Source organism: uncultured Hymenobacter sp. (assembly GCF_964242765.1).
Lineage (GTDB): Bacteria > Bacteroidota > Bacteroidia > Cytophagales > Hymenobacteraceae > Hymenobacter.
In genome coordinates, this window is record NZ_CAXTBM010000018.1 from 29,950 (window position 1) to 43,436 (window position 13,487).

The following is a 13,487-nucleotide window of genomic DNA, read 5'->3' on the forward strand; positions in this document are numbered from 1 at the left end:
CGCACATGAAGCTCCTTGTTCTACTGTCCCGCTTTCCATTTCCCCTCGACAAAGGCGACAAGTTGCGGGCCTACCATCAGCTCCGGTACCTGGCCCGTCACCACGAAATCTGCCTGTTCTGCCTTTCCGATGAGGAGGTTTCCGCGGCTGCTTACGCGGCCGTGCGGCCCCTGTGCGTGGGTGGCCTGCACGTGCAGCGCCTACGGCGGCCGGGCATAGCGCGCAACATGGCGCAGGCCCTCCTACAAGGACTGCCCTTGCAGGTAGGCTATTTCTACGATACCCGCGTACAGCGCCGCCTCGATGCGCTGATTCGTGAGTTTCAACCCCAGCACGTATACTGCCAGCTTATCCGGATGGCGCATTACGTGCGCACCTACGCCGGCCGCTTGCCCATGACGCTCGATTATATGGATGTCTTCTCGACCGGAATGCTGCGCCGCGCCGACCAGAGTTCGTGGGCTCAAAGCAAGGTGTATGGCCATGAAGGCCGGAGTCTACTGGCGTACGAAGCAGCGGCCTTCGATTGGTTTCAGTCGCACATCATCATCTCCGAACAAGACCGGCAACTCATCGAACACCCCCGGCGCGAGGAAATTCGCATCGTACGCAACGGCATCGACACCGATTTCTTCAAGCCCCGGGCCGTTCCCAAAACGTACGATATCCTGTTCTGCGGTAATATGAGCTACCACCCTAATGTGGATGCCGTCGAGTTTTTGGCCCTTGAAATTCTGCCTTTGGTGCGGCGCACGCACCCTGCCGCGCGGCTGCTCATTGCGGGCACCACACCGGCTCCGCGGGTGTTGGCTTTGGCTTCGGAGGCAGTTACGGTTAGTGGCTGGATCGACGATATTCGGGACGCCTATGCTGCCGCCCGCGTGTTTGTGGCGCCCATGCGCGTCGGGACGGGTTTGCAAAACAAGCTGCTTGAAGCTATGGCGATGGAACTGCCCTCCGTTACCACGCCACTAGCTAACAATGCCTTGCACGGTCGTCCTGGTCAGGACCTGTTAGTCGGGGAATCAGCTGCCGAGCTAGCCGACGGCATTAGCTCCCTGCTCACGAACACGGAACTAGCCGCTCGCTTAGCAAGGCAAGGCCGCACCTTTGTGCAAGAGCACTACAACTGGGAAGTGTCCGCCAATCAGCTCGAATCGTTGTTTGAGGGCGTAAAGGCTAGCGGATAGCACGCTGTTCACTCGGTTAAGTTTTCGCTAAGGAGTTAGAAGGAGGGAAGCGTTTAATATGTATGTGCTGGTGCTTGCCTATCACTTAGTGGCAGGCGTTTACAGAGGAAAGAAAGTTATTCGCACAGCCCAAAATAGAAAATAGCGCAGCACCAAGGTTAGCTTAGCTACCAAGTTGATTTTCAGTTAAAAGAATGGCTGGAAGGCACTAGTAGTAAGCTGCTTTTTGGTTCCTTATAACTAGGTAAAAATGGGTTTAGACGCATAACAATCGTTTGTATTGCTGTACGCCATTATAATATTTTCACATCAATTTGGATTAATGCTTTATATGGCATAATTTTGAAAAAGTATAATTTAAAGCTTAATGCAGGTAATCATATTCTACATGTGAATAATTCAAATCACATGTCTTTTCACTATATCCCTGCAATAGTTTTACATCCAAATAATGACATATTCGAAACAAGTTGATTGGGACAGAGTAAAGGCAGTGATTTTTGATGTGGACGGTACCCTCTACACTCAGTCACGGCTTCGCTCTAAAATGCTCGTAGACCTGCTCGGGTATTACGCGTTGCGCCCTTGGCGGCTGCAAGAAATGCGGATTCTGCAACGGTTTCGGGTGGAGCGGGAAAAGCGCCCTGGTATGGCGATACCCGATCTGGAAAATGCCCAGTACGCCTGGTGCGCCGATGGAGGCGGTTTCCCACTCGAAAAGGTTAGGAAAGTGGTTGACTACTGGATGTTTCAGCATCCCAACCAATATCTGGCAAAATGCGTATACCCCGGCACTCAATCTTTTTTTGCAGCCCTACGCCAGCGTGGCATCACCATTGGGATTTATTCCGACTACCCCGCTCAGGACAAGCTTACCGCTATGAACTTGGCTGCTGATATCATCGTCAGCTCTACTGATCCGCACATCAATCACCTCAAGCCCGCCCCCCAGGGTTTACTTTACCTCACGGCCGAGCTAGGCATTTCGCCTTCCGAATGCCTTTTTATTGGTGACCGACCCGAACTCGACGGCGTTTGCGCTGAGCGCGCCGGTATGCCTTATCTGATTGTCGACAAGCAGCCCTTCGACCAATTCACGTTTTACACACAACTAGAACAACAACTCGCCGCCATCTTAACGACCCCTACTCATGGATAAAGCATCTATTTCTGCCTCGCCTGAGGTCATACCAACTGACGACAGTCTCGTGACTCGGGTGCCAGCTGGTATAGCTGACTACATTGCCATTGCCCGGCCCGACAACTGGGTTAAAAACGTGTTTATGATGCCGGGCGTACTCTTCGCCCTCATCATCTACCGGGTTCCACTCGATACCGCTCTCTTTGTTAAGCTTGTTATCGGCCTGATCAGCACCTGCTTGGTTGCCTCGGCCAACTACGTTATCAACGAGTATCTCGATGCTGAATTCGACAAGTTCCACCCGCTGAAGAAGCAGCGTACCTCCGTGGTGCGGGTAGTTAACCCAGTGCTGGTGTATACCGAATGGTTCCTCTTGGCAGCCGTTGGGTTCTTCTTAGCCTACCAAATCAACATCCAGTTCCTGTTGATTTCCATCTTCCTGCTGGTGATGGGCGTGTTTTATAACGTGCGCCCTTTCCGTACCAAAGAGCGGGTGTACTTGGATGTGCTGTCGGAGTCGGTCAACAACCCTATCCGCTTTATGCTCGGCTGGTTTATAGTGGCGCCTGCCCTTACCGCAGCAACGTTCAACGCCTCCTCTTTTTTCCACAGCCTGCCGCCTTCCAGTATCATTATCGCCTACTGGATGGGTGGGGCGTACCTGATGGCTACCAAGCGCTTCGCTGAGTATCGCCTGATCAAGAATCCAGAATTGGCCGGCCTCTACCGTCGTTCTTTCCAGTTCTACACCGAGAACAGCCTGCTGATTTCCATGTTCTTCTACGCCCTGACGTCGGCGTTTTTCCTGGGCATCTTCCTAATTAAAAACCGCATTGAGTTGCTGCTAAGCTTTCCCTTCTTCGCACTGCTTTTCGCTTGGTATTTGAAGATTGGGTTGCTGGAAAACTCGCCCGTGCAAGGTTCCGAAAAGCTCTACACGCGCAAGTGGTTTATGACGTATGTGGTGCTGTTCTGCCTGCTGCTGGTTACGCTCATGTTCGTCCGGATTCCGGTACTTTCCAATTTGCTTGAAGCTCAGTTCAGTCTGAACAAGTAAGCAAGCACAGCATTGCCCGGAGTACTCCTGATTCACTACCAAACTTAGCTTCGTGCCCATAGCTCCCCGTGAGTTATGGGCACTTTTGCGTAATAGACTGCTCGTTTCGTCTTATCATTGAGGCCGCCACGCTTGTATCGCCTGGCATTGGAGACCAGAGAAGCTCGACAAAGAGGGGTTTGCGAATCAACTACTTTTGCTTGAAATGAACAACAATCTGCGCATTGCCATTCTGGGCTGCGGTAACATGGGGCAGGCGTTTGCCAAGGCATTTTTGCAATACAACCTTGTAGCCCGCACCGATATGCTGCTCCTGGGCCGCGACGATGCGCACTGCCAGCGCCTCAGCGTCAGCCAGCCAGGGTTGCCAACGGGGCTAGTTTCCGCCGCCGTCGGCGACTACGATGTGGTGCTGGTCGCCGTGAAGCCGCAGGATTTCGGGCGGGCCGCCGACGGTTTGCGGAGCGTGCTGCAACCCCAGCAAATTGTGGTATCTATCATGGCGGGGATTCCCATTACGCGGTTGCAGCGCGAACTCAATCATCGGCAGGTATTGCGGGCCATGCCCAATACGCCCGCGTTGTTAGGCATGGGCATTACAGGGTTTTCGGCGGCGCCGGAAGTGGAGCGCACCCGCTTGCACCAAGTTGAAAACTTGCTGAACGCCACCGGCCGCTCGATTTTTCTGGAGGACGAGAGTTTGCTCGACGCCGTGACGGCCGTGAGCGGCAGCGGACCCGCCTACTTCTACTACATTGTGCAAGCCATGATGCGCGCCGGGCAGGAGCTAGGCTTTTCCGAATCGGTGGCTGGTTTACTAGTGAAGCAGACCATGCTGGGCGCTTTCCACCTGCTCAACAATTCCGACCAAAGCCTCGACCAACTAATTGCCAACGTGGCCTCGAAAGGCGGCACCACCGAAGCCGCCCTGCGCGCCTTCCGCGCCGGCAACCTCGCTGATACGCTGGTTGATGGCATAAAAGCCGCCCAGCAACGAGCCACTGAGTTAGCGAAAGAGTAAGCACCGAAAGCGTGAGCCCGGGAAAGGTGAGGTTGACGTTCTGGCCAAGCAAGTGGTTCAAGTAGAACACCAATCTCGCCTTTCCCGGGCTCACAACTAAGCATTTCCCTTCTTCACAATTTCGGCTATTGTAACTTCGCACCGCTGTTAGTGGTTGTTCTTCAGCTTCGCGGCTGGGTTGTCATACGTACACTCCGCGAAATCCTTTTATATCAGCGTATAATCAGCTTTCCATGCTTGATTCCATAGAAGACGCCATTGCCGATATCCGGGCGGGCAAGGTAGTAGTGGTAGTAGACGACGAAGACCGTGAAAATGAAGGCGACTTTATTTGCGCGGCCCGTTGTGCCACGCCCGAAATCATCAATTTTATGGCCACCCACGGCCGGGGCCTCGTCTGCGCCCCGCTGATCGAAGACCGTTGCGAAGAGTTAGGATTGGAGCTGATGGTCGGCCGCAACACCGCCCTGCACGCCACCCCCTTTACCGTCAGCATCGACCTACTGAAGAACGGCGTTACCACTGGCATTTCGGCTTCCGACCGCTCCAAGACCATCTTGGCCCTCATCGACCCCGAAACCAAGCCCGAAGAGCTTGGCAAGCCCGGTCATATTTTCCCTTTGAAAGCTCGTAAAGAAGGAGTGCTGCGCCGGGCTGGGCACACCGAAGCGGCGGTGGATTTGGCCCGCTTGGCTGGCTTCGAGCCAGCCGGGGTATTGGTTGAGATACTGCGTGAAGACGGCGAAATGGCCCGGCTGCCCGAGTTGCGTGCCGTTGCCACCAAGTGGAATCTGAAGCTGATTTCGGTGCAGGACCTGATCAAATACCGTCTCGCTAAGGAAAGCCTCATCTCGCGGGATATTTCTGTGCGGATGCCCACCCAGTGGGGCGACTTCGACTTGTATTCCTTCACCCAAAGCTCCAACGGCGCCCAACATCTGGCGTTGGTGAAAGGCGACATTTCCACGCCCGAGCCGGTGCTGGTCCGCGTGCACAGCTCGTGCGTAACGGGCGATATTTTCGGGAGCTGCCGCTGCGATTGTGGTCCGCAGTTGCACAAAGCCATGGAACAAATCGAACGCGAAGGCCGGGGCGTAATTGTGTATATGAACCAGGAAGGCCGCGGCATTGGGCTGCTCAATAAGTTGCGGGCCTACAAGCTCCAAGAGCAAGGCCGCGACACGGTGGAAGCCAACGTGGAACTTGGTTTTGGCGTCGATGAGCGGGACTATGGGGTAGGGGCGCAGATTTTGCGCGACTTGGGCATCAGCAAAATGCGGTTACTGTCCAATAATCCGCGCAAGCGTACGGGGCTGGTTGGTTACGGACTTGAAATTGTGGAAGCAGTGGCCATTGAAATCGAGCCCAATGAGCACAATCAGAGCTACCTCACCACCAAACGTGATAAGCTTGGCCATACGATTCTAAACCAAACTCACGCCTCGCACGTCAATCCGGACCCCGCTTTGGGTGTAGTGTAAAGATCTGTTCCGAGAGCTATTGTAGCATGACAACACCTCATCCGAATCCGGGTGGGGTGTTTTGCTTTGTTGTTTGCTTGGGAAGTGGTTGTTCACTGGCATCACATATAAAGGTGATCCCGCTATTAGTCAAGTCGTTAGGGTGTATATTAGATTTTCACTACTTATGCTTAGCGCTTATGCAACGCCGTTCCTTTCTTCAGCTTTCGTTGGCAGCTCCGAGTTTGGCATATGTCGACTCGCCTTTCGCTGGGATTTCAAATAGTTTGACGCCGAGCGAGGAACCTAGGAAAAGCGTGCTGGTCAGGACCGGCACCGACCGCTCCAATCAGCCGTTCGAGTTTCTGGACGCCACGTTCACCGTGAAAGTATCGGGCAAGGATACGGAGGGGCGCTGCGTGGTCTTCGATACGCTTCGGCGGGGCAACCTGGGGCCGCAACTGCATCTGCACACCGACTGCGACGAATGGTTTTACGTGCTCGACGGGGAATTTAAATTCCAGACAGGCGAAGAAATTATGCGCCTGAAAGCGGGCGATACGCTTATGGTGCCCCGTACTATGCCTCACGCCTTCGTGAAAACTAGCGCCGGCGTGGCCCGGCTCATAGTGATGCACCAGCCGGCTGGTACCATGGAAGAATTCTTCCGCATCGCCAGCCAGATGCCCGATCAAAGGCCGGAAGCGCGAAAAGGATTGGCCGAAAAGCATGGAATGCGGTTTCTTGGACCGCTGTTGAAGCCTGACTGAGATAAAAGGGTATTGCGTTCCACCAAGTGAACCCAGGGGCTTCGCAGAGAGTTAGGGCAGTGAGATGAACGACTTTAGTCCTGAAAAATGGTGCCGTTGCTACGGCTAGCGCGCGTTTTTCGGTTATCTTTCTTCCACTATGAGTATGCCCCGTTTTGCATTCGTTTTCACTTTCTTGGTTGGGCTGCTGGCCGTGGTCAGCACCACTCAGGCCCAACAATCCGCTTTCGTCCAGCAATTTGCGGGCAGCACCATTCTGCTTACGAATGGTGACACCCTGCGCGGCCCCATTACGCTCCGCCGCGACCAAGACGTGCTTATGATGGCGCAGCCCGATGGTACCGTCACGACGCTTTCGGCGGTGGCCATCAACAGCTTTGCCGTGAAAGGCGAAAACCGGGACAGCCGCCGGGGCACCGGCTACTACGATAACTTTTATGACGCCCGCAATGGTTTCTACTACGGTAACCCGCTCTTCAGTTCCCGGCGCTCGGAAGAGTCGGATTTGAACCGGGTGCGCGTGTTTCGGACCTACCGCTGGAACCGCGGCAACGACTACAGCGACTTCAAGTCGCCGGCGTTTTTCGAGCAGCTCAGCAACGGGCCCCGCATGTTGCTCCGCCGTGAGTCGCTGATGCAGCGCACCGTGCCCAACTCCGGACCCTATGGATACGGCGGTTACGGCTACGGAAACCCGTACGGAGCCGGCCGCCCTATGGGCACCTACACCGAAATGAAGGACGACTTCTTTCTGGCGACCCCTGCCGGTGAAGTTATTGCGCTTCGTAATCCTAAAAAGGATTTGCTGAACGTGTTCCGGGGGCAGTCCAAACAACTAGAGCAATACGCGAAACAAAACCAGCTAAGCTTCACAATAGCGCGCGAACTAGCGTTCATCGTGAACTATGCTAACTCCTTGGTGAAGGAGGACGCTAAATAAACAGGGTGTTTTTGCAAGGGAAGTGAAGGGCACCATCGTCTGGTAAGTTTGCAACTGCCCTATCCTTCAGAGCTTAGAATCATCCAACAAAAAAGCCCAGCTAGATAGCTGGGCTTTTTTGTTGCAGAGCCGGCTTTCTACTAGCCGCCACTTTTTATTTTTCGCCTCGATAACACGCGTTAGCGCAATTCTGCGAATACCCAGGACGACGTATGGTGCAACTGAAAAGCAGCGCCTAAGCCAGCCTTTGCAGCCAGTAAGTCAAGCGAACTAAGTTGCGTGCTTAGGATTGACGGCCGAGTAGGCGCAGTGTATTCGTGTCTTGGGAGCCCTGAAAAAACTTGTCCAACACGCGCTGGAATATAGGATTGGTGCCGGGCAAGGAGGCAAAGAGCGTCATGGACGATTTCAACTTAACATCGTCTGGGCTGCCCATAATCGTGGTGGCATTCGAGCTTTTAAGTTCCAGCAAGGCATCACAGAGGGTAAGTAGCCGCTGGCTTAGCAATGGGTGCTTGGCGTACTGCTCCGCTTCCGCGGCATCTTTCAGCCCGTAGTACTGAGAGGTGGAACTCATCCCCAACCCTTGCAGCTGCGGAAAAATATACCACATCCAATGGCTCTGTTTTCTGCCCTGTTTAATCTCGGCCAGGGCAGTAGGGTACGACGTTTCCTGGGCGTCAATAAAGCGTTGTAAGCTGCTCTCGTTGCTCATCAGAGGATATATAAGTTGGTGGAAATGGCTTGTAGGCTAGCCTACGCAACTTCCTGGCTACTGATCAAACGAATTTTCACCTAAAATTCAGGATGGCCTTTGTGGGCTTAGTGTTCTATCAGCAGTCGGCTGCGCAGTACTTGGCCGGTAGCGGATTTCACTTCCACCATGTACACGCCGTTGGGCAAAGCAGAAACGTTCAAACCCATATCCACCGGCTGACGCGCCTGGGTTAGGCGCACCTGGCCGTAACTGTCGCGCACCACAGCTTGGCGCCAGTCGTTGGCCTCGGTGGTCAGGAATACCTGCGTGGCACTGGGATTAGGATGTACGTTGAGCTTGTCGGTGCTGCTGAGGGTTTGGGCAGCTCGCAAGCCGTTGTCAGCACCAACTCGCCATACTTCCAGCCCCGAGAGGTTCGCGGCCCCGCCGCGCGCCTCTAAGTTGAGGGTTCCATCGGTGATGGTGGTGCGCCACGGGCCCAGTTTATTCCACCTGCCCGCGCCCTCGCTGTTGTGGTCACTTAAAACTCTGGTGTTCTCCAACTCGATGCTGAAGGTCTCCGGGTGGTTGTCTTCCCACACGTACAGATACACGTCGTAGCTACCGTTGGGTACCGCGCTTAGCGTGAGCGAAACGGCGCTTCCCCAGATCATGGAGCGAAGCATGTGCGCCCGGTCCGGGTCAGTGCTTGGGCTTAGGTCTACCCCTTGATTTTCATGGGTATTGCCCGAGTACGAGAAATTGGGTGCCGTACCGCCTTCCCAGGCATTGCCATCCAGCTGTAGTGCCGGCCCGTTGAGGTTGATGGCCCGGTAAAAACCCGCCGTAGAGCTTTCCGCAGCGCCCTGCCGGTACAAAGCCGCAGCGGGAATTGTTCTTTTGCTGATGCCCGGACCTTGGTAGCTGACATTAAATTCCTGGCCGCCCATGCTTTCGAAGAAAGTGACAGTCAGGGCGTGCTTGCCGCGCTGTAAGCCAATCGTGCCCGAACGTTCGTGCAGGCTGTGCAGGCCGTTGTTGTCGACGACCAGATTCGAGCCAATGAAGAACTGCGAGCCATCATCGGAGGCCGTATAGAAGGTGTATTCGCCATCGGCGGGCACGTCTATGTAGCCGGTGTAGCGAAAAGCAAAGTGTTCGTCGCGGTTACGGGGCGCCAGCGTAGGCTCGTTTGTGGTGCCTTCCTTGGCCGGAACCAAACTGTTGAAATCGGGGAGTTCTTGCCAACTGCCTTCGTAATACTGATAAGTTAAACCAGCCGTAGTATTCGCTGGATTTACTGCCGGCAACAGGACTACTGATGGAGTAGAGGCTAGCAGGGGCTGAAGGGCATGGTACCACGCCGCCGCCACTTTTTCTTCGCCTCCATCGTTGGGATGCACACCATCATAGGTGTCGGCGTAGGCATCGAAGTTGGCATTCTGATCTACAAGGGTCACACTCGATTGCGTGGTATTCTTCTGGCTGGCTAGTCCGGCCAAGGCCTCATTCAGCGCGCTGATAGTACCGTTGATACTTCTGGTGGTAGGTATAAGTTTGGCTAGTAGCAGCTTGACGTTAGGATTTACGCTTCGCAGCCGATCTATGATCTGGCTGATTTCATCTACTGTGCTGCTCACGCTCTGTCCTTGGAGCATGTCGTTGGTGCCAACGTGTAACAGCACAATATCAGGGTGATAGGTGGAGGCCCAATCGGTCACCGAGTACAGCAGCTCATCAGCGCGCCAGCCCCAGTGTCCTTCATGATTGAGGTCGAAATCAGTGTTTCGTGGTGGTCCGGCAAAATTGCTGTTCTGGCTGCCCACAAAATCAACGTAGTAGCCGCCGTTTTGCAGCTTAATCCAGAGGGGACGGCGGTAGCTGTTGTGTTGCGCATCGCCCTGCGTCACCGAATCGCCGAAAGGCATAATTTTGACTTGCGCCTGAAGTGCGCCTGAGAAACTCAGCAGCAACAGCGACAAAGCAAACAGTGCCTTGTAACATTGAAAAGAAGGAGGACTTGGGGTAAGATTCGCGGAAAAGTTTTGTTTCATAGCAACAGGTTTTGGTGTGAGGGAAGAGATAAAGCAACCTGCAAAGCCTTCTTGTACAAGGGTAGGATAGCATGAAAACGCATTTACCCTTAGTGATGACAGCTAAGAGTACACCTACAGCCTGAAAAACTTTACAGTGCAGAATGCAATTGCTTAAGTGACGAGCTAGCAGCCAAATAGTTATAAAAGTATGCTATTAATATTTACGGTTTATATAAATTGGTACTAAAAGCGTAAAAGCTATAAATATCAATTAATTAAAATACTTATATATTATATTGGTTTATGCCAACGTTATATCCTGCGCAGTAGCACATTCGGATTGATTGATAGTGCGTTACGCACTACTGAGCCTTTGTAAAAAGAAGAAGGACTATAAATCCCGACTACGCATCAGCAGGTAACTCAAACCCCAAAATAGCGCCGTATACGCCAGCGCTAATGGCAAGGCTTGAGTGGGCAGCAGCGCCGCGGAGGGACCGGTCATAGTGTCGAGCACTTCTTGGCCGGGCATGGGCGTGAGGCTGTTGAACACTTTCGCGGGAAGGTAACGATCCAGCGTATCGGGCAAGGAAAAGCGCAGCAGGGGCTCAGCCACCCAAGCGTAAAGCAGGAACAGCAGAATACTTGGACCACTACGGCGGACCAGCACCGCCAGCAGCGCCGCCAACGACAACATTCCTAGTATCTGCACGCCGTACAAGGCCACGGCCGTGATGCCCACCGTGGCTTGGTTGGCCGTATCGGCGGCTCGCGTCAAACCAAAATACAAGCCAAGTACGAGCACCGCCAGCATGCCAAAAACCGCCAACAAGCCCGATATCAGCAACTTGCTTTGCAGTAGTTCGGCCACCGAAACGCCATCAATTACTTGTTGGCGAAACGTGCGAAACTGGAACTCGTCGGTTACCAGGATAATCAGCAAAATACCCAGCAGCAAATTAAAGTAACTAGCCACATACGCCAGTTTCTGCCACAGCCCCGGAAAGGTATATAGCGTAGCACCAATCTGCTGCCCGTTCAGCACCACGCTGCCCCCCGCCGACACAAACAGCGCCAGTAGCACCAGAAAAAGCGCTAGAATTATCCAGACGGTACGATAAGGCAGGATTTTACGGAGCTCAGCGCGGAACATACGAAGGGAATTGTTGAGTTGGTAAATACCTGCACCGTTGAGGGCGGCTTGTTCGACTGGCTGACAGTGCCGCCAACTAGCTGGCCATGCAGCTAGCTAATAGTTAGTTACTTAGTTAGCTCCAAGAACTGCGCTTCCAGGCTGCGGTGGCGCACTTCCAAGCCGGCCAACGCAATGCCTTGCGCGAATAAAGCACGGTTGAGGTCGGCGGGCCCCTGGCCTGTTGCTAGAGCGGCGCTGAAGGCTCCGGCCGCTTCGAGCCGCACATCCGACACCCAGGGCAGCGTTGCCAAAGCTTGCTGGAAAGTAGCAACGAGAGTGTCGGGGGCGGGGCGTAGCACCACCCGGTCGGCGGTGGCGAGGATGCTGTGCACAGGGCCAGCGGCGCGTAAGTCGCCGCGTTGGAGCACGGCCACATGGGTACATACTTTCTCGATTTCGTCGAGCAGGTGACTGGCAATGATGATGGTTTTGCCGTCGGCGGCCAAGCGCGTGACTAGGTCGCGCACTTCGGCAATGCCTTGCGGATCGAGGCCATTGGTTGGCTCGTCGAGCACCAGCACTTCAGGGTTGCCTAGCAGAGTAGACGCGAGGGCCAGGCGTTGCTTCATGCCCAAGGAAAACCCCTTGAACGCGTCATGCTGACGAGTACCCAGGCCCGTCATATCCAAGGCTCGATCAACAGTGCTGGGGTCGGCGCGCTTGACGTCAGCAGCGAGCAGTAAGTTTTGGCGGGCCGAGAGATAGGGAAAGAAGTTGGGCGTTTCGAGTAGCGCGCCTACGCGGCGGCGGTTGCTAGCCGACGGCTCTTGCCCGAACCAACGCACACTGCCGCCCGAAGCCCGCAGTACGCCTAAGGCAATGCCGAGGGTAGTGGTTTTGCCGCTGCCATTGGGTCCGAGTAGCCCGTACACGCTCCCCGCCTCCACGCTTAGCGTGAGGTTGCGGAGGGCAGTGGTGCTACCGTAAGCTTTAGAAAGATTGTCGAGTTCAAGGATGGCCATGGCGCGAAGCTATAGGAAAAGCCGGAGTTTGAGGTGACAACGAAACTTCCGTCTCGCTTCGGTAAATGCCGCCGAGATGCAAGCCCAAACAACTTTTGTAACTGTAGAGGTTCGTTCAATACCTGACAACTAGTTCTTGCAGTGGGGCACTATTGAACTTTCAGCATTATATTACTTACATGAAAAGAATGGATTTATTCATGCCCCTTTGGTGCAAACTGACAATTGTTGCTACGCTATGTCTATTAACAAGTGTGTCGGGCACAGCGCAACGCACTTTCGTAAGGGAGTTTAAGACAGCCGCTATACTACTGGCTACCGGCGATACTGTGCAGGGAAGCGTGTTAATGCACTGCAACCAGGATATATTAGAAATTCGAAATGCTGGCCAAGCCGTGCGGCTGTTACCTGCGGCCTCTATCCGCCTACTTGCTGTTTCACAGGAGACGCTAAACCAAGCGCCCCGAGAGGCGGGAACGGTTAACAAAAACGCAACCTCTAAAAAGAGAGTAGGTGGTGAAAAACAAAGCAATAACCATGAAATGACGTCTTTTCAGGTTATAAGTGACTATTCAGGCCACAGACTTAACGGAGATTTAACCCCATCTGCCGCTCTTATGCCCCAATCGGCTGGTGCACTTCCTCTTTACGTTGAGAGCCAGAGACGGGGCCAGAAACTGCATGGTAAGCAACTCCATTCGTACATGCCGGACTCCACCAAAATAATCCTTTTCCGTACATACAAGCTGAATAAGGGTCTGGAAGCCAGTGTAGATGCCCCTGCTTTTTTCGAGCAATTAACCAACGGGCCCGTACTATTACTCCGCAGACAGGAGTTGTACAATCAACTGCATGATAATCTATACATAGTGGAGCCAAATGCAGCCGCTATGGCTACGGCGCTCCAATTACATCATCCGCGCCGTCAGTTATTCGCTCTTTTTGCCGCTCACACCCAGCAACTAGAACAATATGCGAAAGCCAATCAACTTAATTTGCTAGTGCGCAGGCAGTAGCA

At 53.9% G+C, this 13,487-nt stretch carries 12 protein-coding genes; 8 read left to right on the forward strand and 4 right to left on the reverse strand.

The window, feature by feature from the left end:
• Positions 1-5 precede the first annotated feature (5 nt).
• From ACFE7X_RS09725 to ACFE7X_RS09755, 7 genes are all read left to right on the forward strand, one after another.
• A complete protein-coding gene (locus ACFE7X_RS09725) occupies positions 6-1,190 on the forward strand; it encodes a glycosyltransferase (protein WP_375435485.1) in 1,185 nt (394 codons plus the stop codon).
• Positions 1,191-1,641: 451 nt separating this feature from the next.
• Positions 1,642-2,349 (forward strand): HAD family hydrolase, encoded by a 708-nt coding sequence (locus ACFE7X_RS09730; protein WP_375435486.1) that lies wholly within the window; start codon positions 1,642-1,644, stop codon positions 2,347-2,349.
• Positions 2,342-3,388: a UbiA family prenyltransferase gene (locus tag ACFE7X_RS09735; protein WP_375435487.1), complete on the forward strand. Its 1,047-nt coding sequence runs from the start codon at positions 2,342-2,344 to the stop codon at positions 3,386-3,388. The genes ACFE7X_RS09730 and ACFE7X_RS09735 overlap by 8 nt, the downstream gene beginning before the upstream one ends.
• A 217-nt stretch (positions 3,389-3,605) precedes the next feature.
• Positions 3,606-4,409, forward strand: coding sequence for a pyrroline-5-carboxylate reductase (proC, locus tag ACFE7X_RS09740; protein WP_375435539.1), 804 nt, complete (start codon positions 3,606-3,608; stop codon positions 4,407-4,409).
• Positions 4,410-4,642: 233 nt separating this feature from the next.
• Positions 4,643-5,890, forward strand: coding sequence for a bifunctional 3,4-dihydroxy-2-butanone-4-phosphate synthase/GTP cyclohydrolase II (locus ACFE7X_RS09745; protein ID WP_375435488.1), 1,248 nt, complete (start codon positions 4,643-4,645; stop codon positions 5,888-5,890).
• Positions 5,891-6,069: 179 nt separating this feature from the next.
• The gene (locus ACFE7X_RS09750) at positions 6,070-6,639 is read left to right on the forward strand and encodes a cupin domain-containing protein (protein ID WP_375435489.1); all 570 of its coding nucleotides are present in this window, start codon (positions 6,070-6,072) and stop codon (positions 6,637-6,639) included.
• A 145-nt stretch (positions 6,640-6,784) separates the two neighbouring features.
• Entirely contained in the window at positions 6,785-7,579 is a 795-nt protein-coding gene (locus ACFE7X_RS09755) for a hypothetical protein (protein WP_375435490.1), read from the forward strand.
• A gap of 283 nt (positions 7,580-7,862) precedes the next feature.
• On the opposite strand, the gene ACFE7X_RS09760 is transcribed toward ACFE7X_RS09755, so the two are convergent.
• The 4 genes from ACFE7X_RS09760 to ACFE7X_RS09775 form a co-directional block, all read right to left on the reverse strand.
• Positions 7,863-8,294, reverse strand: coding sequence for a DUF1810 domain-containing protein (locus ACFE7X_RS09760; RefSeq protein WP_375435491.1), 432 nt, complete (start codon positions 8,292-8,294; stop codon positions 7,863-7,865).
• A 107-nt stretch (positions 8,295-8,401) separates the two neighbouring features.
• On the reverse strand, positions 8,402-10,204 hold the full coding sequence (locus ACFE7X_RS09765; RefSeq protein WP_375435492.1) for a GDSL-type esterase/lipase family protein: 1,803 nt from the start codon (positions 10,202-10,204) through the stop codon (positions 8,402-8,404).
• 499 nt (positions 10,205-10,703) lie between these two features.
• Positions 10,704-11,465: an ABC transporter permease gene (locus ACFE7X_RS09770; RefSeq protein ID WP_375435493.1), complete on the reverse strand. Its 762-nt coding sequence runs from the start codon at positions 11,463-11,465 to the stop codon at positions 10,704-10,706.
• Positions 11,466-11,572: 107 nt separating this feature from the next.
• Entirely contained in the window at positions 11,573-12,469 is an 897-nt protein-coding gene (locus tag ACFE7X_RS09775; protein ID WP_375435494.1) for an ABC transporter ATP-binding protein, read from the reverse strand.
• Between the two features lie 179 nt (positions 12,470-12,648).
• Here ACFE7X_RS09775 and ACFE7X_RS09780 point away from each other — a divergent pair, with 179 nt between their 5' ends.
• Positions 12,649-13,485: a hypothetical protein gene (locus ACFE7X_RS09780; protein ID WP_375435495.1), complete on the forward strand. Its 837-nt coding sequence runs from the start codon at positions 12,649-12,651 to the stop codon at positions 13,483-13,485.
• The last annotated feature ends 2 nt before the right edge of the window (positions 13,486-13,487 follow it).

Excerpts from the sequence above, each read along its gene's own strand:
- ACFE7X_RS09725 (WP_375435485.1), top strand. The coding sequence starts at position 6 with ATGAAGCTCCTTGTTCTACTGTCCCGCTTTCCATTTCCCCTCGACAAA.
- ACFE7X_RS09730 (WP_375435486.1), top strand. The coding sequence starts at position 1,642 with ATGACATATTCGAAACAAGTTGATTGGGACAGAGTAAAGGCAGTGATT.
- ACFE7X_RS09735 (WP_375435487.1), top strand. The coding sequence starts at position 2,342 with ATGGATAAAGCATCTATTTCTGCCTCGCCTGAGGTCATACCAACTGAC.
- ACFE7X_RS09745 (WP_375435488.1), top strand. The coding sequence starts at position 4,643 with ATGCTTGATTCCATAGAAGACGCCATTGCCGATATCCGGGCGGGCAAG.
- ACFE7X_RS09750 (WP_375435489.1), top strand. The coding sequence starts at position 6,070 with ATGCAACGCCGTTCCTTTCTTCAGCTTTCGTTGGCAGCTCCGAGTTTG.
- ACFE7X_RS09755 (WP_375435490.1), top strand. The coding sequence starts at position 6,785 with ATGCCCCGTTTTGCATTCGTTTTCACTTTCTTGGTTGGGCTGCTGGCC.
- ACFE7X_RS09760 (WP_375435491.1), bottom strand. The coding sequence starts at position 8,294 with ATGAGCAACGAGAGCAGCTTACAACGCTTTATTGACGCCCAGGAAACG.
- ACFE7X_RS09765 (WP_375435492.1), bottom strand. The coding sequence starts at position 10,204 with ATGCCTTTCGGCGATTCGGTGACGCAGGGCGATGCGCAACACAACAGC.
- ACFE7X_RS09770 (WP_375435493.1), bottom strand. The coding sequence starts at position 11,465 with ATGTTCCGCGCTGAGCTCCGTAAAATCCTGCCTTATCGTACCGTCTGG.
- ACFE7X_RS09775 (WP_375435494.1), bottom strand. The coding sequence starts at position 12,469 with ATGGCCATCCTTGAACTCGACAATCTTTCTAAAGCTTACGGTAGCACC.
- ACFE7X_RS09780 (WP_375435495.1), top strand. The coding sequence starts at position 12,649 with ATGAAAAGAATGGATTTATTCATGCCCCTTTGGTGCAAACTGACAATT.